Annotated in this window: 24 protein-coding genes; all 24 read left to right on the forward strand. The window is 34.3% G+C overall.

The window, feature by feature from the left end; genetic code table 11:
* Positions 1–136: 136 nt before the first annotated feature.
* Positions 137–1,393 (forward strand): UDP-N-acetylglucosamine 1-carboxyvinyltransferase, encoded by a 1,257-nt coding sequence (locus LQ617_RS14435; RefSeq protein ID WP_037589788.1) that lies wholly within the window; start codon positions 137–139, stop codon positions 1,391–1,393.
* Positions 1,394–1,465: 72 nt separating this feature from the next.
* Positions 1,466–1,795, forward strand: coding sequence for a winged helix-turn-helix transcriptional regulator (locus LQ617_RS14440; protein ID WP_025904464.1), 330 nt, complete (start codon positions 1,466–1,468; stop codon positions 1,793–1,795).
* A gap of 170 nt (positions 1,796–1,965) precedes the next feature.
* On the forward strand, positions 1,966–3,396 hold the full coding sequence (locus tag LQ617_RS14445; RefSeq protein WP_107576517.1) for an aldehyde dehydrogenase family protein: 1,431 nt from the start codon (positions 1,966–1,968) through the stop codon (positions 3,394–3,396).
* A gap of 215 nt (positions 3,397–3,611) precedes the next feature.
* On the forward strand, positions 3,612–4,928 hold the full coding sequence (gene rho, locus LQ617_RS14450; RefSeq protein WP_025904466.1) for a transcription termination factor Rho: 1,317 nt from the start codon (positions 3,612–3,614) through the stop codon (positions 4,926–4,928).
* A 109-nt stretch (positions 4,929–5,037) separates the two neighbouring features.
* The gene (locus LQ617_RS14455; protein WP_025904467.1) at positions 5,038–5,292 is read left to right on the forward strand and encodes a type B 50S ribosomal protein L31; all 255 of its coding nucleotides are present in this window, start codon (positions 5,038–5,040) and stop codon (positions 5,290–5,292) included.
* A gap of 118 nt (positions 5,293–5,410) precedes the next feature.
* Positions 5,411–6,010, forward strand: a complete 600-nt coding sequence (locus LQ617_RS14460) for a thymidine kinase (protein WP_239740666.1) — start codon at positions 5,411–5,413, stop codon at positions 6,008–6,010.
* The gene (prfA, locus tag LQ617_RS14465) at positions 6,003–7,079 is read left to right on the forward strand and encodes a peptide chain release factor 1 (RefSeq protein ID WP_239740667.1); all 1,077 of its coding nucleotides are present in this window, start codon (positions 6,003–6,005) and stop codon (positions 7,077–7,079) included. The genes LQ617_RS14460 and prfA overlap by 8 nt, the downstream gene beginning before the upstream one ends.
* On the forward strand, positions 7,066–7,920 hold the full coding sequence (prmC, locus tag LQ617_RS14470; protein WP_239740668.1) for a peptide chain release factor N(5)-glutamine methyltransferase: 855 nt from the start codon (positions 7,066–7,068) through the stop codon (positions 7,918–7,920). The genes prfA and prmC overlap by 14 nt, the downstream gene beginning before the upstream one ends.
* 90 nt (positions 7,921–8,010) lie before the next feature.
* Complete coding sequence (locus LQ617_RS14475) at positions 8,011–9,057, forward strand: L-threonylcarbamoyladenylate synthase (RefSeq protein ID WP_107565675.1); 1,047 nt, start codon at positions 8,011–8,013, stop codon at positions 9,055–9,057.
* A complete protein-coding gene (locus tag LQ617_RS14480) occupies positions 9,054–9,470 on the forward strand; it encodes a low molecular weight protein arginine phosphatase (RefSeq protein WP_025904472.1) in 417 nt (138 codons plus the stop codon). The genes LQ617_RS14475 and LQ617_RS14480 overlap by 4 nt, the downstream gene beginning before the upstream one ends.
* Positions 9,471–9,556: 86 nt before the next feature.
* Positions 9,557–9,994, forward strand: a complete 438-nt coding sequence (gene rpiB, locus LQ617_RS14485; RefSeq protein ID WP_025904473.1) for a ribose 5-phosphate isomerase B — start codon at positions 9,557–9,559, stop codon at positions 9,992–9,994.
* Complete coding sequence (locus LQ617_RS14490) at positions 9,991–10,515, forward strand: TIGR01440 family protein (RefSeq protein ID WP_048540920.1); 525 nt, start codon at positions 9,991–9,993, stop codon at positions 10,513–10,515. The genes rpiB and LQ617_RS14490 overlap by 4 nt, the downstream gene beginning before the upstream one ends.
* A gap of 24 nt (positions 10,516–10,539) precedes the next feature.
* Positions 10,540–11,781: a serine hydroxymethyltransferase gene (locus LQ617_RS14495; RefSeq protein WP_025904475.1), complete on the forward strand. Its 1,242-nt coding sequence runs from the start codon at positions 10,540–10,542 to the stop codon at positions 11,779–11,781.
* Positions 11,782–11,803: 22 nt separating this feature from the next.
* Positions 11,804–12,433, forward strand: coding sequence for a uracil phosphoribosyltransferase (upp, locus tag LQ617_RS14500; protein ID WP_025904476.1), 630 nt, complete (start codon positions 11,804–11,806; stop codon positions 12,431–12,433).
* A gap of 22 nt (positions 12,434–12,455) precedes the next feature.
* Complete coding sequence (gene wecB / locus LQ617_RS14505; RefSeq protein ID WP_239740669.1) at positions 12,456–13,592, forward strand: non-hydrolyzing UDP-N-acetylglucosamine 2-epimerase; 1,137 nt, start codon at positions 12,456–12,458, stop codon at positions 13,590–13,592.
* 162 nt (positions 13,593–13,754) lie between these two features.
* Positions 13,755–14,105, forward strand: a complete 351-nt coding sequence (locus tag LQ617_RS14510) for an ATP synthase subunit I (protein ID WP_025904478.1) — start codon at positions 13,755–13,757, stop codon at positions 14,103–14,105.
* Positions 14,106–14,135: 30 nt separating this feature from the next.
* Positions 14,136–14,858, forward strand: coding sequence for a F0F1 ATP synthase subunit A (gene atpB, locus LQ617_RS14515; RefSeq protein ID WP_025904479.1), 723 nt, complete (start codon positions 14,136–14,138; stop codon positions 14,856–14,858).
* A 52-nt stretch (positions 14,859–14,910) separates the two neighbouring features.
* Positions 14,911–15,129, forward strand: coding sequence for a F0F1 ATP synthase subunit C (gene atpE / locus LQ617_RS14520; protein ID WP_016998905.1), 219 nt, complete (start codon positions 14,911–14,913; stop codon positions 15,127–15,129).
* A gap of 99 nt (positions 15,130–15,228) precedes the next feature.
* Positions 15,229–15,753 carry a F0F1 ATP synthase subunit B gene (locus LQ617_RS14525; protein ID WP_048540915.1) on the forward strand — a complete coding sequence of 175 codons (525 nt, stop codon included), beginning with the start codon at positions 15,229–15,231 and terminating at the stop codon, positions 15,751–15,753.
* Positions 15,753–16,292: a F0F1 ATP synthase subunit delta gene (locus LQ617_RS14530; RefSeq protein WP_025904481.1), complete on the forward strand. Its 540-nt coding sequence runs from the start codon at positions 15,753–15,755 to the stop codon at positions 16,290–16,292. The genes LQ617_RS14525 and LQ617_RS14530 overlap by 1 nt, the downstream gene beginning before the upstream one ends.
* Before the next feature lie 18 nt (positions 16,293–16,310).
* Positions 16,311–17,825, forward strand: a complete 1,515-nt coding sequence (gene atpA / locus LQ617_RS14535) for a F0F1 ATP synthase subunit alpha (RefSeq protein ID WP_239740670.1) — start codon at positions 16,311–16,313, stop codon at positions 17,823–17,825.
* Positions 17,826–17,856: 31 nt separating this feature from the next.
* Positions 17,857–18,726 carry an ATP synthase F1 subunit gamma gene (gene atpG, locus LQ617_RS14540; protein ID WP_037589780.1) on the forward strand — a complete coding sequence of 290 codons (870 nt, stop codon included), beginning with the start codon at positions 17,857–17,859 and terminating at the stop codon, positions 18,724–18,726.
* Positions 18,727–18,744: 18 nt separating this feature from the next.
* A complete protein-coding gene (gene atpD / locus LQ617_RS14545; protein ID WP_239740671.1) occupies positions 18,745–20,160 on the forward strand; it encodes a F0F1 ATP synthase subunit beta in 1,416 nt (471 codons plus the stop codon).
* Positions 20,161–20,182: 22 nt separating this feature from the next.
* Positions 20,183–20,587, forward strand: coding sequence for a F0F1 ATP synthase subunit epsilon (locus LQ617_RS14550; protein WP_025904485.1), 405 nt, complete (start codon positions 20,183–20,185; stop codon positions 20,585–20,587).
* Positions 20,588–20,594 lie beyond the last annotated feature (7 nt).

Raw genomic sequence — 20,594 nt, forward strand, 5'->3', positions numbered from 1 at the left:
TAGTAAATTATGTCATTTCTATTTACTTTTTATGTTTTTGCGTTTATCTTATTGAATAGTATATAATGGAAATAATTATCTATTCATGTTGAGAGAGTATGCATTCTCTAAGACGATGAAGTAAAGGAGTAAACATATGTCTCAAGAAGTTATAAAAATAAATGGTGGCAAAAAATTAAATGGTAAAGTGCAAATTAGTGGTGCTAAAAATAGTGCAGTTGCACTTATTCCAGCAAGTTTAATGGCGAATGATGTTGTGACATTAGATGGACTACCAGATATTTCAGATGTCAAAACTTTAATGAGCCTACTTGGTGATTTAAATATTAAAACAGAATTAAATGGTGATCAGCTTGTCGTTGATTCAAGCGATGCGGTGAATCTACCTTTACCTAACAATAAAGTACAATCTTTAAGAGCATCTTATTATATGATGGGTGCTATGCTCGGACGTTTTAAAAAATGTGTGATTGGTTTACCTGGTGGCTGTCCTTTAGGCCCTAGACCAATTGACCAACATATTAAAGGTTTTGAAGCACTAGGTGCAAAAGTAACAAACGAACAAGGTGCGATGTATTTAATTGCTGAAGAGTTAGTTGGCGCTAAAATATTTATGGATGTTGTGAGTGTTGGTGCAACGATCAATATTATGTTGGCAGCTTCTTTAGCAAAAGGTAAAACAGTAATAGAAAACGCAGCGAAAGAACCTGAAATTGTTGATGTAGCGACATTATTAAATAATATGGGCGCTAAAATTAGAGGTGCAGGTACAGATACATTGAAAATTGAAGGTGTAGAATCCTTGCATGGCACAAAACATACAATTATTCCTGATAGAATAGAAGCAGGTACATACATGTGTGCAGCAGCAGCTATGGGTGAAGAAGTGTACATCGAAAATATCATTCCTTTACATTTAGAACCATTAATCGCTAAATTAAGAGAAATGGGCACTGAAATCGATTTAGGTGAAGATTCAGTTGTTATTAAAGGTAAAGATGAATATAAACCTGTTGATATACAAACTGCAGTTTATCCTGGCTTTGCAACAGATTTACAACAACCATTTACACCTTTATTATTAAAAGCAAATGGTCAAAGTAAAATAACAGAAACGATTTATCCTGCAAGATTTAAACACGTTGATGAATTGATCAGAATGGGTGCAAATGTGAATTTAGAAAATGGTACAGCTATTTATTATCCATCTCAATTGACAGGTGCAAGTGTAGCAGCAAGTGATTTAAGAGCAGGTGCATCTTTATTAATTGCTGGATTAATGTCTGAAGGCGTTACAACGGTTTATAATGTGAAGCATATTCATAGAGGATATAGCGGTATTGTCGAAAAATTAAAAGCACTAGGTGCTGATATTTGGACTGAAACCGTATAATAAGTATAAATTATATACTTTGTATATAAAGTGTAGTATAATGGCAATATAGAAGTTAAAGAGGTGAGTAACATGGAAGTATGTCCTTATTTGGAAGAAACTTTTAAAGTAATAGGACGCAGTTGGAATGGTTTAATACTTAATTATTTATCACGTTGTGATGAACGTTCGGCTCACTTTTCTGATATGAAAAGAGATTTAAGACGTATTACACCTAGAGCATTATCTCTTAAATTAACTGAATTAAGTGATTGGGGATTAGTTGAAAAGAAAGTTGTTACAACAACGCCTCTATCAGTTGAATATCATTTAACAACTAAAGGATACGAATTAGCACAAGCGCTTGTACCATTAGAAGAGTGGGCACAAAAAAATGTGGAATTGCAAGAGAATCATTCCTAAATGAATTGAATATTATAAAGTACCCGTCAATGCGATGAAAATCATTTCGTTGGCGGGTATTTTATTTGTTTGAAATTTAAAATATTCAATTCTCAAACAGATTATTTTAATTATGACTATCATCCATACTATAATAACCAATGTAACAAATATAAAGGAGTAGATAATTCATGAGACAAGATATCAAGCAATATATAAATGGCGAATGGGTTGAAAGTCATAGTGGACAAACATTAGATGTTATTAACCCTGCTACAGAAGAAGTTATGGGTAAAATTGCTGCAGGTAACAAACAAGATGTTGATGACGCTGTAGCTGCCGCTAAAAAAGTGTACGTGAAATTTAGAAATACTTCTTTAGAAGAAAGAAAAGCTTTATTAGAACGAATTGCAGATGAATATGAAAATAGAAAAGAAGATTTAATAGATGTAATGACGGATGAGCTTGGCTCACCAATTGAAAAATCAGAATCTGTTCATTATCAAATGGGCTTAAATCATTTTAGAGAAGCAAGTAAAGCGATCGATTCAATTCAATTTGAAGAACGTCGTGGTGATGATTTAGTTATTAAAGAAGCTATCGGTGTTTCTGGATTAGTAACACCATGGAACTTCCCAACTAACCAAACATCATTAAAATTAGCTGGTGCATTTGCTGCAGGTTCACCTGTAGTCTTAAAACCATCTGAAGAAACACCATTTGCAGCGATTATTTTAGCTGAAATATTTGAAAAAGCTGGCGTGCCTAAAGGTGTGTTCAACTTAGTAAATGGTGATGGCCAAAGTGTTGGTGATCCATTAAGTTCACATCCTGATGTACGTATGATGTCATTTACGGGTTCAGGTCCAACTGGTAGAAAAATCATGGAAAACTCAGCTAAAGACTTCAAAAAAGTATCATTAGAGCTAGGTGGTAAATCACCATTAGTAGTGTTAGATGACGTTGATATCGAAGAAGCTGCTAAAGGTGCAGTTGCTAAATTCGTACAAAATACTGGTCAAGTTTGTACAGCAGGTACACGTACATTAGTACCAGAAAGTATTAAAGATGAATTTATCGCAGCAGCTAAAAAAGCAATTGAAAATGTTAAAGTTGGTAATCCTAGAGAAGCTGGCCAAGATGCTGGTCCAGTTGTATCTAAAAAACAATTTGATACAGTTCAAAGCTATATTCAAAAAGGTATCGATGAAGGTGCAACATTATTACATGGTGGTGTTGGTAAACCAGACGGTCTTGAAAAAGGTTACTTCGTTAAACCAACATTATTTACTGATGTAACAAATGATATGACAATTGCTCAAGAAGAAATCTTTGGTCCAGTAGGTACAATTATTACTTATAAAGACTTAGATGAAGCAATTGAAATTGCTAATGATACAATTTATGGTTTAGCAGCATATGTATATGGTAAAGATACAGAACGTGTAAGAGAAGTTGCTAAAGCGTTAGAAGCAGGTACTGTGGAAATTAATGATGCAGGTAGAAAACCTAATTTACCATTCGGTGGTTATAAACAATCAGGTATTGGTAGAGAATGGGGCGACTACGGAATTGAAGAATTCTTAGAAATTAAAGCAATTCCTGGTTATTTTAAAGAATAGTAAAATTACAAAATACAATATATTTTTAAGACTGAAACATTTCGATGTTTCAGTCTTTTTATATGATAGTTATAATTGAATAAAAAAGTGAAATATTTTAACATAATTTATATATAACTTATTTTGTCATCTTCATAAAAAAATGCTATAGTTTAAAGGCAGATTATAAATCTGATAAAAATGAATGAGATTTTTAAGAAATGGGTGTCATAAATATGGCTGAAAGAGTTAGAACAAGTCCTCAGTATGAATCGTTTCACGAATTATACAAGAACTATACAACTAAAGAATTAACATCAAAGGCAAAAGAACTAAGAATAACAAATTATAGTAAATTAAATAAAAAAGAACTTGTCTTAGCAATTATGGAAGCTCAAATGGAAAAAGACGGCAACTATTATATGGAAGGTATCTTAGATGATATTCAACCTGATGGTTATGGCTTTTTACGTACTGTTAACTATTCTAAAGGTGAAAAAGATATTTATATATCTGCTAGCCAAATTAGACGCTTTGAAATTAAAAAAGGTGATAAAGTAACTGGTAAAGTTAGAAAACCTAAAGAAAATGAAAAGTATTACGGATTGTTACAAGTTGACTTTGTAAATGATCAAAATGCAGAAGAAGTTAAAAAAAGACCACACTTTCAAGCGTTAACTCCTCTATACCCACAACAACGTATCCAATTAGAAACTACAAGTAAAAATTATTCAACTAGAATCATGGATTTAATTACGCCAATAGGTCTAGGACAGCGTGGAATGATTGTAGCACCACCTAAAGCTGGTAAGACATCATTACTTAAAGAAATTGCAAATGCTATTGCAATTAACCAACCAAAAGCGAAATTATTTGTATTATTAATTGGGGAACGTCCAGAAGAAGTAACGGATATTGAACGTTCTGTTGAACAAGCTGAAGTCGTTAACTCAACATTTGATGAGCCGCCAGAACATCATGTTAAAGTGGCTGAATTACTACTTGAAAGAGCTAAACGTCTTGTTGAAATCGGTGAAGATGTCATCATCTTAATGGATTCATTAACAAGATTAGCTAGAGCATATAACTTAGTTGTACCACCAAGTGGTAGAACGTTATCAGGTGGTTTAGATCCAGCGTCACTTCATAGACCTAAACATTTCTTCGGAGCTGCTAGAAATATTGAAGCGGGTGGAAGTTTAACAATATTAGCGACTGCATTAGTTGAAACAGGTTCTCGTATGGACGATATGATTTATGAAGAATTTAAAGGTACAGGTAACATGGAACTTCATTTAGATCGTAAATTGTCTGAGAAGAGAGTATTCCCTGCAATTGATATTAGAAGAAGTTCAACACGTAAAGAAGAATTGTTATTAGATAAAGAAGAACTTGAAATGATTTGGCAACTACGTAATTTATTTACTGATTCAAATGATTTCTCTGAAAGATTTATTAGAAAGTTAAAACGCACGGATTCTAATGAAGAATTCTTTGAAGTCTTAAGAAAATCTATGGTCGATAGTGCCAAGACTGGTAAACCGATTATATAAATTTAAGGTTGCATTTTAATTCTTCAACATATATAATATGTAAGTATTGAGTGAATAAGTCACAAATAAACTCTGTTCCAGATGGTTCAGGGCAAAGGAGCTGAAAAAAATGAAACAAGGAATTCATCCAGAGTATAATAAAGTTATCTTTTTAGATACAACTACAGACTTCAAATTCTTAAGTGGTTCAACACGTACTTCAAATGAAACTATGGAATGGGAAGATGGAAACGAATACCCAGTTATCCGTTTAGATATCTCTTCAGATTCACATCCATTCTATACAGGACGTCAAAAATTCGCATCTGCGGATGGTCGTGTGGAACGCTTCAACAAAAAATTTGGTTTCAAATCAAACAACTAATTATGAAGCGAATCAAGCATCCTTTTATAAAGGGTGCTTTTTTTTGTAAAAATTAATAAATAAGTAAAAATAATATGATATAATTAAGCGATTATGTTGAAAAAGGTGGATAAGTAATATGTACGAAAATTACCATTCCGGATGGATAGAATGTATTTGCGGAAGTATGTTTAGTGGTAAGTCAGAAGAGCTTATTAGACGTCTGAGAAGAGGTTTATATGCGAAACAAAATGTAAAAGTATTTAAGCCATCTATTGATAATCGATATAGTGAAGAAGCTGTAGTATCTCATAATGGAAATCAACTTGATGCAATCAGCATAGAACATTCTAGTCAAATATTAAAATATGATTTACAAGGCATCGATATTATTGGAATAGATGAAGTCCAATTTTTTGATAATGAAATCGTAAGCGTAGCACAAAAGTTAGCAGAAGAAGGCTATCGTGTTGTTGTAGCTGGATTAGATATGGACTTTAAAGGTGTGCCATTTGAACCAATGCCTGAAATGATGGCAGTTGCAGAAATTGTAACAAAATTACAAGCGGTATGTGCAGTATGTGGATCTCCATCAAGTCGAACACAAAGACTTATAAATGGTGAACCAGCACATATTGATGACCCGATTATATTAGTTGGGGCAGACGAAAGTTATGAACCAAGATGTAGAGATCATCATATAATTAGAACTGAAATAAGGAGTGATATGAATGTTTGATCAATTAGAAATTGTTGAAAATAGATATGAACAATTAAATGAATTACTTAGTGATCCAGATGTCGTTTCGGATACAGACAAGCTAAGAAAATATTCAAAAGAACAATCTGACTTACAAAAGACAGTTGATGTATATAGAACTTATAAATCTGTTAAAGGTGACATTGAAGATGCTAAATTTATGTTAAACGAAACAACAGATAAAGAAGAACAAGATATGTTGAAAGAAGAAATTAACAGTCTTACTAAACAAGTACCTGAATTAGAATCTGAATTAAAATTCCTACTTATTCCTAAAGACCCTAACGATGATAAGAACGTTATTATGGAAATTCGTGGCGCAGCAGGTGGAGATGAAGCGGCTATTTTCGCAGGTGATTTATTCAGAATGTATTCAAGATTTGCTGAAGCACATGGCTACAAAATTGACGTCGTTGAAGAGAATATTAGTGACCATGGTGGCTACAAAGAAGTCAGCTTTTCAATTCAAGGAAACGGTGCATTCAGTAAACTTAAATATGAAAATGGTGCACACCGTGTACAACGTGTACCAGAAACTGAATCAGGCGGACGTATTCATACTTCTACAGCAACAGTTGCAGTATTACCTGAAGCTGAAGATGTTGAAATTGATATTAGAACTGAAGATTTAAAAATTGAAACTTACCGTTCTAGTGGTTCTGGTGGTCAGCACGTCAATACGACAGACTCAGCTGTACGTATCACGCATTTACCAACTGGTATTGTTGCGACATCATCTGAAAAATCTCAAATTAAGAACCGTGAAAAAGCATTTAAAGTATTGAAAGCCAGAGTTTACGATATGATGGTTCAAGAAGAAAATGCTAAATACGCTGAAAAAAGAAAGTCTGCTGTTGGTACAGGAGATCGTTCAGAAAGAATTAGAACGTATAACTATCCTCAAAACAGAGTAACTGACCATCGTATTGGATTAACTTTACAAAAGTTAGATCAAATTATGGAAGGTAAAGTTGACGAAATTATCGATGCATTAACGTTACATGAACAAACGGAAAAATTGGAAGAATTAAATAATGGCCAATTATAATTTTCAACAGTTACTAAATGAAACTTATGATGGATTATCAGCACGAGGGTTTGAAACCTCTCGTGCTGATTGGTTATTAGAGGATATTTCAGGCATGTCTAGAACACAAATTGCCATGAATTTAAATCAAAATGTACCTGCTAATATTTTGGAAGCTTATTTAAAAAGTAGAGAACGTATGTATGAAGGTGAGCCTGTACAATATATTGCAGGTTTTGCAGAATTTTATGGTAGAAAGTTTGAAGTGAACCAACATGTTTTAATACCTAGACCTGAAACAGAAGAACTTGTCTATCAAACATTACAAATGATTCAGAACGATCAAGTAGTCGTATGTGACATAGGAACGGGTACAGGAGCTATAGCAATTACATTGAAAAAAGAGCGACCTGATTTATCTGTTATCGCAACTGATATTAGTGAAGAAGCATTATTAATCGCTCAAACAAATGCATCAAAACTTGAAGCACCGATAGAATTTCTAAAAGGTAAATCATTAGAACCACTGATTAAAGAAAATATTAAAGTGGATGTACTTGTCTCAAATCCACCGTACATTTCATATGAAGAACAAAAAGAAATGTCTAATACAGTCTTAAATTATGAACCACATTTGGCTCTATTTGCAGAAGATGATGGCTTAGCGATCTATAAAGATATTATTCTAAATTTAGAACATGTTATGTCGGATAATGGACTCGTCATTTTTGAAATTGGCCATTTACAAGGTGAACTATTAAAAGAATTTATTGAAACCCATTTGAATGTTGAACATGTAAAAATCATTCAAGATATAAATCAAAACAATCGTATGATACAATTTAATTGGAATAATCAATAGAAGTTATGCACATTTAACGGGAGTTATCCACGTTGTGTGGATAACTTTTGTTTTAATATAATAAATGCTTTAAAGAAGGGAAGAAATGCATTGGAAACAAATGTTTGGGATGTGCGTAAGTATGTTCATAACTTACAAAGTTATCCACAAATCGATGAGATTATTGCAGGATATCATCAAAATAAACTGATTGCTTTACCAACTGAAACGGTATATGGATTAGGTGCAAATGCAAAAGATGAAGAAGCGGTTAAAGAAATTTATGTAGCAAAAGGTAGACCGTCTGATAATCCACTTATCGTACATATACATGATAAATCTCAATTAAATGACTTCACCCAAAATATATCTCAAGAAACTGAAATTTTAATGGATGCTTTTTGGCCAGGGCCAATTTCATTTATTGTGCCTTACAAGTCAGGATTTTTAAGTGATCGTGTTACGGGTGGATTACAATCTGTTGCTGTACGCATGCCAAGTCATCATGTTGGTAGAGCAGTTCTACAATTAACGGATTTACCAATTGCGGCTCCAAGTGCAAACATTAGTGGACGTCCTTCGCCAACTAAATTTGAACATGTTAAACATGACTTGGATGGAAGAATATATGGCATCATTCAAGCAGAAGATATTGATGAAGGTATAGAAAGTACTGTAATAGATTGTACAAGTTATCCATTTAAAATTGCACGACCTGGTTCTATAACAATAGAGATGATTAATAAAGTTCTGCCAAACAGTGTCATTAACGAAAAGTTAGATTTGGAAAAACCAATTGCACCAGGTATGAAATATAAACATTATGCACCTTCGCAACCTGTAACATTAATAGAAGGTGGTATTACAAAACAAATGAGTTTGTCAGATAATACTTCTAAAAAGATAGCAGTAATAGGTCCTAAAAGTATTGAGCCATTAATCTCAGAACAAATGACTTTTATACCGCTTGGTAGAGATATTGCAGATATAAAAGGTGCACATCACGATTTGTATGATGCTTTGCGAATAGCAGATCAACTGACAAACATTGATGAAATTTATATAAGTGGCTACGAAAGAAATGACGATACAATCGCATTAATGAATAGAATTGATAAAGCAAGTGGTCACAATATTAAAGGAGAAGATGAATTGTGAAAATAGTTTTCGTATGTACAGGCAACACTTGTAGAAGTCCATTGGCTGAAGCGATAGCCAAAGATATTAAACCTGAATATAATATTCAATCTAGAGGCATTTCAGCTTTTGATGGGACACCAATATCTCCACAATCAATGGAAATCATCTTTAAAAATGATTTGCCCATTCCTGACACTGCTAAACAATTTTCTGAACAAGATTTAGATGCTGACATTATCTTAACTATGACTGAATCTCATAAAATGATTCTAGAATCGCAATTTACACATCACAACATTCATTCAATAAAACAATACGTAAGAGGCGAAAAAGGAGATGTTTCAGATCCCTTTGGGCAGTCACAAATCATTTATCAAAATACTTACGAAGAACTTCGAGCACTAATTGAAGATTTATTACAAAGTAATTAAGAATTCAAATAATTTGCAGAATTGCTATAACAGACATAGAAAATAAGTTATAATATTATAGTATAAACAAATTGGGAGGTGGGAAGATGAAAGTAGCTATTGCAGCAGACCATGGTGGCTATGAATACAAAGAAGCAATCAAACAATTACTTGATGAAATGAACATTGAATATAAAGATTTTGGTACACATAAAGGTGAATCAGTAGATTATCCAGATTATGCAAGACCAGTATCTGAAAGTGTTGCAGATGGAACGTTTGATAAAGGAATTTTGATTTGTGGAACTGGAATTGGTATGTCTATCGCTTCAAATAAAGTAAAGGGGATTCGTTGTGCACTTGTGCATGATGTTTTTACTGCTGAAGTGACGAGACAACATAACGATTCTAATGTATTAGCAATGGGCCAACGTGTTATAGGTGAAGGTTTAGCACTTCTCATCGTCAAGACTTGGTTGACAAGTGAATTCGAAGGCGGTAGGCACCAAAGACGTATAGACAAGATTGAAGGCGGTTGTTCATGAAAGAAGATTTAAAACAATTGTTGAATGAACTAAAGTCTATTGATTTTTTTAACAATCAAGAACTATGCATCATTGGGTGTTCAACTTCAGAAGTTAAAGGTTCAAAGATAGGTTCAGATGGTTCGATTGATGTTGCTAAGGTTATATATGAAAGTCTTGATTTTATACATAAAGAGACAGGTGTTCACTTTGCGTTTCAAGGTTGCGAACATATTAACCGAGCTATAACAATCGAGCGAGAAATATTTGATCCTTATACAATGACTGAAGTTTCTGTTGTACCACAAGCCAATGCTGGAGGTAGTTTGTCAACTTATGCATACCAACACATGAAAGACCCAATAGTTGTTGAACACATTCAATGCGATAAAGGTATTGATATTGGTCAGACACTAATTGGTATGCATTTAAAGCACGTCGCAGTACCTGTATCAATTGAAACTAAGCGCATTGGAGAAGCTATTGTTACAATAGCTAAGAGTCGTCCTAAATTAATAGGCGGCGAAAGAGCAAAGTATTAAATTCTTAAAAGTGAGGGATTGTACATGTCATTAATTAAAAAGCAAGACGAAGAACTTTTCAAAGCAATGGAAAAAGAGTTTGATAGACAAAATAATAATATCGAACTTATAGCATCAGAGAACTTTGTTTCTGAAACAGTAATGGAAGCACAAGGTTCTGTATTAACTAACAAATATGCAGAAGGTTACCCAGGTCGTCGTTATTATGGTGGCTGTGAATACGTTGATATCGTTGAAGATTTAGCGCGTGATAGAGCTAAACAACTTTTCGGTGGAGAACACGTAAATGTACAACCTCATTCAGGATCACAAGCAAATATGGCTGTATATTTTGTAGCTTTAGAACCGGGTGATACTGTACTTGGAATGAACTTAAGTCATGGTGGACATTTAACTCATGGAGCAAAAGTTAACTTCAGTGGTAAGTTATACAACTTTGTAGAGTATGGTGTTTCTGAAGAAAATGAACAAATTGACTATGAAGAAATCTTGAGAGTTGCAAAAGAAGCACAACCTAAATTAATCGTAGCAGGTGCTTCAGCTTATCCAAGACAAATTGATTTTAAGAAATTCAAAGAAATAGCAGATGAAGTTGGCGCTAAATTAATGGTTGATATGGCACATATCGCTGGTTTAGTTGCAGCAGGTTTACATCAAAACCCTGTTGATTATGCTGACTTTGTAACAACGACAACACACAAAACATTAAGAGGACCAAGAGGCGGTATGATTTTCTGTAAAGAAGAATATGCTAAAGAAATTGATAAAACAATTTTCCCTGGTATTCAAGGTGGTCCATTAATGCATGTTATCGCTGGTAAGGCAGTTTCATTTGGTGAAGCATTACAACCAGAATTTAAGGAATATCAAAAACAAGTAATTAAGAATGCTCAAAAATTAGCAGCAACTCTAGAAGACGAAGGTTTAAGAATTGTATCAGGCGGTACTGATAATCATCTTATCTGTGTAGATGTTAAAGGTTCTCTTGGCATTACTGGTAAATTAGCTGAGAATGCTTTAGATGAAGTTGGTATTACATGTAACAAGAACACAATTCCATTTGATCAAGAAAAACCTTTCGTAACAAGTGGTATTCGTTTAGGTACACCAGCAGTAACATCTCGCGGATTTGATGAGGAAGCAGTTGAAGAAGTAGGTAGAATAATAGCACTTGTGCTTAAAAATCCAGAAGATGAACAAACATTAAAAGAAGCACATGAACGCGTATTATCACTAACTTCTAAGTTTCCACTTTACAACAAATAAATATTTATTGGAGGCTAGACTTATGGGTAAAGTACACGTTTTTGATCATCCATTAATTCAGCATAAGTTGAGTTATATTCGTGATCGTAAAACTGGCACTAAAGAGTTTAGAGAGCTTGTCGATGAAGTCGGTATGCTTATGGCGTATGAAGTTACGAGAGATTTTGAAACACAAGATGTTGAAATCGAAACACCCGTAACTAAAATGAACGCTCAAAGATTATCTGGTAAGAAATTAGCACTTATTCCTATTTTACGTGCTGGCCTTGGAATGACAGATGGTATTATGAAACTCGTTCCAGCTGCTAGAGTAGGACATGTAGGGTTATATCGTGATCCAGAAACTTTAGAAGCGGTAGAATATTTTGTGAAATTACCACAAGATATTGAAGAAAGAGAAATTATTGTAGTAGATCCTATGCTTGCTACAGGTGCATCAGCAATCGAAGCGATTCAATCATTGAAGAATCGTGGAGCAAATAAAATACGTTTTATGGGCTTAATTGCTGCACCTGAAGGGGTTAAAGCATTACAAGAAGCACATGAAGACGTAGATATTTATATTGCTGCATTAGACGAAAAATTAGATGACCATGCATACATTACACCTGGTTTAGGTGATGCAGGTGATCGATTATTTGGCACTAAATAGATAATAGGAGGATTTTATTACAATGAAGAAAATTATGACGATATTTGGTACGCGACCTGAAGCTATTAAAATGGCACCTTTAGTTTTAGAATTAAAAAATGATCCGGAGTTACAACCAATTGTTGTTGTAACAGCGCAACATAGAGAAATGCTAGATTCAGTTCTAGAAACATTTGATATTACACCAGATTATGATTTAAATATTATGAAACAAGGGCAAACACTTTCAGAAGTAACATCAAGAGTATTAGGTGGACTTGAAAGTGTTATTCAAGAAGCTAAGCCAGATATGATATTGGTACATGGAGATACAACTACTACTTTTGCAGGCAGTTTAGCAGCATTCTACAATGAAGTTGCAATTGGCCATGTAGAAGCAGGGTTAAGAACTTGGAATAAATATTCTCCATTCCCAGAAGAATTGAATCGACAAATGACGGGGGTCCTTGCTGATTTACACTTCTCACCAACTGATCAGTCTAAACATAATTTACTTCAGGAAAATAAAAAAGACGAATCTATTGTTGTGACAGGTAATACAGCTATAGATGCGTTATCAACTACTGTAACTGACGATTATGAAAGTGAAATTATTAAACGTCACGAAGGTAAACGCATCGTGCTATTAACTGCGCATAGACGTGAAAACATTGGTAAACCGATGGAGAACATTTTTAAAGCTGTTAGACAAATTGTTGAAGAGCATGAAGATGTTGTTGTCGTTTATCCAATGCACAAAAATCCTAAGGTTAGAGAAATTGCTAACCAAATATTGAGTGATCATGATCGTATAGAATTGATTGAACCTTTAGAAGTAATAGATTTCCATAACTTTGCAGCTAATTCTCACTTGATCTTAACAGATTCAGGTGGTGTTCAAGAAGAAGCACCTTCATTAGGTAAACCAGTACTTGTCTTAAGAGATACGACTGAGAGACCTGAAGGCGTTGAAGCTGGAACATTAAAACTTGTAGGTGTAGAAGAAGAGAACATCTATAACGAAACTAAAGCGTTATTAAATGATCAATCATTATATGAAAAAATGAGTATCGCTCAAAACCCTTATGGGGATGGTCTCGCTTCTAAGAGAATATGTGAAAATATTAAATATTATTTTGATATTTTGAGAGAAGCACCGGAACCATTTAGAACAAAATAATTAAAGTGGTGGTTTGTGTCAATTCTGTGACAAAAAAATGACAAAAATTTGTTTTCTATTTTTGTCATAGCATTGACACTATAAGTCCACTATATTATCATGAAAATTGTGTGATGAAACGGTTTTCAAAGATATGCCACTTATCTAAGGAGTTTCAGCTGAATGTTTGATATAAAGGGCTTTTTTAAGTCTTATTTACAGTATTTTATTTTCTTTATTATTATTCTAGTTGTAGTGTATTTCTTCTTGAAACATGAGTTCGTTTTAGGACTTATTATTGGAACAATAGCATCAGCTGTTAACTTGTTTTCATGGGAAGTTTACCTCAATCGAGCTAAAAATGCTGAATCATTACAATTATCAACAGGAAACTGGGTCAGATATCTTGTGACAATCGTTGCTTGCTGTTTTTGGCTTAAATATCCACTAATCGTTGATATTATCGGGATTTTATTTGGTTTGATGATAGCATATGTATTAATTATGTTTAAATCACTGAAAAGTCTCGATTAAATAATTAAAATTGTGAAAAGAGGTGAAGATATGGAACACGAATCACCTATGTGGTCCATCAATTTGGGAGGATTTGATTTAGTTTTCAATCTTTCAAGTATGTTAATGTTGTTAGTTTCTGCAGTTATCGTCTTTGTAATAGCTGTTGTCTGTACTAGGAATCTAAAAATTAGACCTACTGGTAAACAGAACTTTATTGAATGGGTATTTGACTTTGTAAAAGGTATTATCCAAAGCAATATGGCATGGAAAGACGGAGGAAGATTTCACTTCTTGGCGGTTACACTTATATTCTTCATATTTGTATCAAATATGTTAGGATTACCGTTCTCAATTGTTGTAGGACATACACTATGGTGGAAATCACCTACAGCAGATCCAACAGTAACATTAACGTTAGCAACATTGATGGTTCTTTTAACACATTACTATGGTGTTAAAATGCGTGGTACTGGTGCGTATTTGAAATCATTTGTACAACCAGTAGCATTTATGGTGCCATTCAAAATTGTTGAAGAATTTGCTTCAACATTAACGCTTGGTCTACGTTTATACGGTAATATATTCGCAGGTGAAGTATTACTTGGTTTATTAGCAACATTAGCAGCTGGAGGCGTTTTAGGCGCGTTCGGAGCAGTTTTACCAGCGATAGTATGGCAAGGATTCTCAATATTTATTGGTTCAATTCAGGCTTACATATTCGTAATGTTATCAATGGTTTATATGTCCCATAAAGTGGCAGACGATCATTAATATATAATTTAAAAAAACAATTAATATTTTTATTTCTAGGAGGAAAATTATAATGAGTTTAGGTGTATTAGCAGCAGCAATCGCGATTGGTTTAGCAGCATTAGGAGCAGGTATCGGTAACGGTCTTATCGTATCAAGAACAGTAGAAGGTGTTGCACGTCAACCAGAAGCACGTGGTCCATTAATGACAATCATGTTTATCGGTGTTGGTTTAGTTGAAGCCCTTCCTATCATTGCAGTAGTAGTAGCATTCATGGTAATGAATCGATAAGCTAAAATATTTTTAGAACAGGCGGAGTCTATCTAAAAAGGATTTCGCCATTCATTTATGAGATGTTATTCATCTTTAATTGCAGTGAAAGGAGTGTAGTTGGCAGTGGATCAAAACGTATTAGTTTTAGGAGCAGCAGGTGGCGGTGTCGAATGGGGAACAGTCTTATTTACATTGATCACATTTATTATCCTGCTTGCCTTATTAAAAAAGTTTGCTTGGGGACCATTAAAATCAATTATGGATGAGCGTGAGAACGCTATTAATAAAGATATTGATGATGCTCATGAAGCAAAAGTAAACGCTAAGAAATTAGAAGAAGAAAATAGAAATCTATTAAGAAAAACTCAAGAAGAAGTACAAACAATTCTTGATGATGCTAAACATCAAGCTAAAGTACAACAAGAGCAAATTATTAATGATGCAAATGTTAAAGCAAATGGCTTAGTACAATCAGCTCAAGCAGAAATTCAACAAGAAAAACAAAGAGCTATTGCAGATATTAATAATAGAGTTTCAGAACTTTCTGTATTAATTGCTTCTAAAGTAATCAATAAAGAAATCTCTGAACAAGATCAAAAAGACCTTGTTGAAAAATACATTAAAGAGGCAGGGGATAAATAATGGCGAATATTAGTCAGAAATATGCCCAAGCCTTATATGATGTAGCTGAAGCGCAAGATTTAACAGACAGCGTCTTAGATGAACTTACTCAAGTAGCAGAAAGTGTTAAAGAACAAATTAGTGATTTAAAAGCAATTGATAACAATCCTAAATTAGCAAAAAACGACAGACAACAATTTGTTGACAATGTATTTAAAGGTGCTTCTAAACCTTTGTTAAACACATTATACCTACTTGCTAATAACAGTAAATTGTCACTAATTCCAGAAATTCATAAAGATTTTAGCAAAATATACAATCAGGTACATAGCCAAGATTTAATGAAAGTTGAATCTGTGTATCCTTTATCTAATGAAGAATTAGACGAAATTGGTAAAGCATTTATTAAAAGAACAGGTTTGAAAAAACTTATTTTAGAAAATCAAGTTAATGATTCTTTAATTGGTGGTATTCGTGTTTCCATAGGTACAAAAGTATACGATGGTTCCATTCAGAATGACTTAAATCAATTAGCAAAATCATTTCAACAAATGAAATAATATTAAGGAGTGACATAGATGGCCATTAAAGCTGAAGAAATCAGTGCTTTATTACGCTCTCAAATTGAAAACTATGAGTCAGAAATGTCAGTTACCGATGTTGGTACAGTTATCCAAGTCGGCGATGGTATTGCATTAGCTCATGGTTTAAATGACGTTATGGCTGGCGAACTATTAGAGTTCCATACTGGCGTTTTAGGGTTAGCACAAAACTTAGAAGAAAATAATGTAGGTATCGTAATTTTAGGACCTGCAGAAGGTATTAAAGAAGGCGACGAAGTTAAAAGAACTGGTCGTATTATGGAAGTACCTGTAGGAGAAGAATTAATTGGTCGTGTTGTAAATCCATTAGGTCAACCATTGGATGGACAAGGTCCAATCAATACATCTAAGACTCGTCCTGTAGAATCACCTGCAACAGGTGTTATGGATCGTAAATCAGTTGATGAACCATTACAAACTGGTATTAAAGCGATTGATGCATTAGTACCTATTGGACGTGGACAACGTGAGTTAATCATCGGTGACCGCCAAACTGGTAAAACAACAGTTGCGATTGATACAATTCTTAACCAAAAAGACGAAGATATGATTTGTATCTACGTTGCGATTGGCCAAAAAGAATCTACAGTTCGTACAGCGGTAGAAACTTTACGTAGACATGGTGCTTTAAATTATACAATCGTTGTATCTGCATCAGCAGCTCAACCAGCGCCATTATTATACATTGCACCTTATGCTGGTGTAAGTATGGCAGAAGAATTCATGTTTAACGGTAAACATGTATTAATCGTTTATGATGATTTAACAAAACAAGCAGCAGCTTACCGTGAGTTATCATTATTACTTCGTCGTCCGCCAGGTCGTGAAGCATACCCAGGTGACGTATTCTACTTACACAGTCGTTTATTAGAACGTGCTGCTAAATTAAATGATGACTTAGGTGGCGGTTCTATTACTGCATTGCCATTTGTTGAAACTCAAGCAGGGGACATCTCAGCATACGTTCCAACAAACGTTATCTCAATTACTGACGGACAAATATTCTTACAATCAGACTTATTCTTCTCTGGTGTAAGACCTGCGATTAACGCTGGTTTATCTGTATCACGTGTTGGTGGTTCAGCTCAAATTAAAGCGATGAAAAAAGTAGCAGGTACATTACGTCTAGATTTAGCATCATACCGTGAGTTAGAATCATTCGCTCAATTTGGTTCAGATTTAGACCAAGCTACGAAAGCTAAATTAGAACGTGGTAAACGTACAGTAGAAGTACTTAAACAAGATCAAAACAAACCATTGACTGTAGATCGTCAAGTTGTTATTTTATATGCTTTAACTAAAGGTCATTTAGATGATATCCCAGTTGAAGATATTACACGATTCGAAGATGAATTCTTAAATTGGATTGATGCAAATGCAAGCGATCTATTTAAAGAAATTCGTGAAACAAAACAATTACCATCTGATGATAAATTTGTTTCAGCAATCGATGCATTCAAAAAAGTATTTAATAAATCTCATGTAGAGTAATATTAAGCTTTAAATAAAAGGTGGTGAAATTGTGGCTTCACTAAGAGAAATCAAAGGTAGAATTACTTCTACTCAAAAGACTAGTCAAATTACAAAAGCAATGAATATGGTTTCAAACTCTAAATTGCGAAAAGCAGAAGAGAATACGAAAGCATTTCAACCATATATGGATAAGATTCAAGATGCTGTAACAGCTATTGCTTCTAAGAGTACAGATGTTAATCATCCAATGCTTAAAACAAGACCTGTAAAACGTTCTGGTTACTTAGTTGTTACTTGTGATAAAGGACTTGCAGGACCATATAGTGCTAACATTTTGAAAAATGTCGTTAACGATATTAAAGAAAAACATAACAACAATAGTGACGAATACGGCATTATTGTTGTCGGACGAGTAGGCCGAGACTTCTTCAAAGCTAGAGGATATAACATCATTGAAGAGTATGTAGGTTTACCTGACCAACCAACATTTAAAAATGTACAAGCCTTAACTGAGAAAGCTGTAGACTTGTTTAATGAAGAATTTTATGATGAGTTAACAATTTACTACAGTCATTTCGTGAGTGTGCTTGAACAACAAGTGAAATCTAAAAAAATCTTACCATTATCTGATGAAGATACTGGAAAAGGTTCTAGTATGATGGCTGGTTATGAATTTGAACCAGATAAAGAAACGATTTTAAAAGTTATCTTACCGCAATACGCAATTAGTTTAATTTATGGTGCATTATTAGATGGTAAAGCTAGTGAACATGCATCAAGAATGACAGCTATGAAGAATGCAACAGATAACGCTTCAGAATTAATTGATGAATTATCATTACAATATAACAGAGCTCGACAAGCTGCAATTACTCAACAAATTACTGAGATTGTAGGCGGAGCAGCTGCACTCGAATAATGATTAGGAGGAATTTACATGGGATTAGGCCGAGTAACGCAAATTACAGGGCCAGTTATTGATGTACGCTTCCCACATGGTGAATTGCCAGAACTTAATAATGCTTTAACACTTAAAGTTGAACGTCCAGACGGATCAAGCTTTGACTTAGCATTAGAAGTTGCATTACACCTTGGTGATGATGTTGTACGTTCTATAGCAATGGCATCAACTGATGGTGTTAAACGTGGACAAGAAGTTACTGATACAGGAAGACCTATTTCAGTACCAGTTGGTGATGCTACATTAGGTCGTGTTTTCAATGTATTAGGCGAAAAAATTGATTTAGGTGATGAAATTGATGAAAGCGTACGTCGCGATCCAATTCATCGTTTAGCACCTAAATTCGAAGATTTATCTACAAAAGTAGAAATTCTTGAAACTGGTATTAAAGTAGTAGACTTATTAGCACCTTATATCAAAGGTGGTAAAATCGGTCTATTCGGTGGTGCCGGAGTAGGTAAAACAGTACTTATTCAAGAATTAATCAATAACATCGCGCAAGAACATGGTGGTATTTCTGTATTCGCAGGTGTAGGTGAACGTACACGTGAAGGAAATGACTTATACTATGAAATGAGCGATTCAGGTGTTATTAAGAAAACAGCGATGGTATTCGGTCAAATGAACGAGCCACCTGGTGCACGTGCTAGAGTTGCACTTTCTGGTTTAACAATGGCAGAATACTTCCGTGATGAGCAAGGACAAGACGTGTTATTGTTCATCGATAACATCTTCCGTTTTACACAAGCAGGTTCAGAGGTATCAGCATTATTAGGCCGTATGCCATCTGCCGTTGGTTACCAACCAACACTTGCTACTGAAATGGGACAATTACAAGAACGTATTACATCTACAAACAAAGGATCAGTTACATCTATCCAAGCAGTATTCGTACCTGCCGATGACTATACTGACCCAGCGCCAGCGACAGCTTTCGCTCACTTAGATGCTACTACTAACTTGGAACGTAAATTAACGGAAATGGGTATTTATCCAGCCGTTGACCCATTAGCTTCAACATCACGTGCTTTAACTCCTGAAATTGTTGGAGATGAACACTATGATGTTGCGCGTCGTGTACAACAAACGTTACAAAAATATAGAGAGTTACAAGATATCATTGCCATACTTGGTATGGATGAATTATCAGATGAAGATAAGAAAACAGTTGAACGTGCTCGTCGTATTCAATTCTTCTTATCTCAAAACTTCCATGTAGCTGAACAATTTACTGGTCAAAAAGGTTCATACGTACCAGTTAGTCAAACTGTACAAGATTTCAAAGCTATTCTAGAAGGACAATATGACCATATCCCAGAAGATGCTTTCCGTTTAGTCGGTGGTATTGAAGCAGTTCTTGAAAATGCTAAAAACATGGGTGTAGAGGTCTAATAATAATTAGGAGGAATGGAAAATGAATACATTTACCTTAGATGTTGTCACTCCTAATGGATCTGTTTACTCAGCAAAAGAAGTAGAACTTGTTGTTTTACATACTGAAACTGGTGAAATGGGTGTAATGGCTGGACATATTCCAACTGTTGCAGCTTTGAAAACAGGATACGTTAAAGTAAACAAAGCAAGTGGTACGGAGTATTTAGCTGTTTCCGAAGGATTTGTTGAAGTAAGAACTAATAAAGTTACAGTTCTAGTTCAAGCGGCTGAAACTGCCGATGAAATAGATAAAGACCGTGCGATTAATTCTAAAGAACGTGCTGAAGAACGATTGAAAATGAATCGTGATGAAGTAGACTTTAGACGTGCTGAACGTGCACTTCATCGTGCAATTAATCGAATTGAAGTGGCTAAATTTAGATAAAATACAA

It is taken from the genome of Mammaliicoccus sp. P-M59 (assembly GCF_022386135.1).
In the GTDB taxonomy this organism is placed as follows: domain Bacteria; phylum Bacillota; class Bacilli; order Staphylococcales; family Staphylococcaceae; genus Mammaliicoccus; species Mammaliicoccus sciuri_A.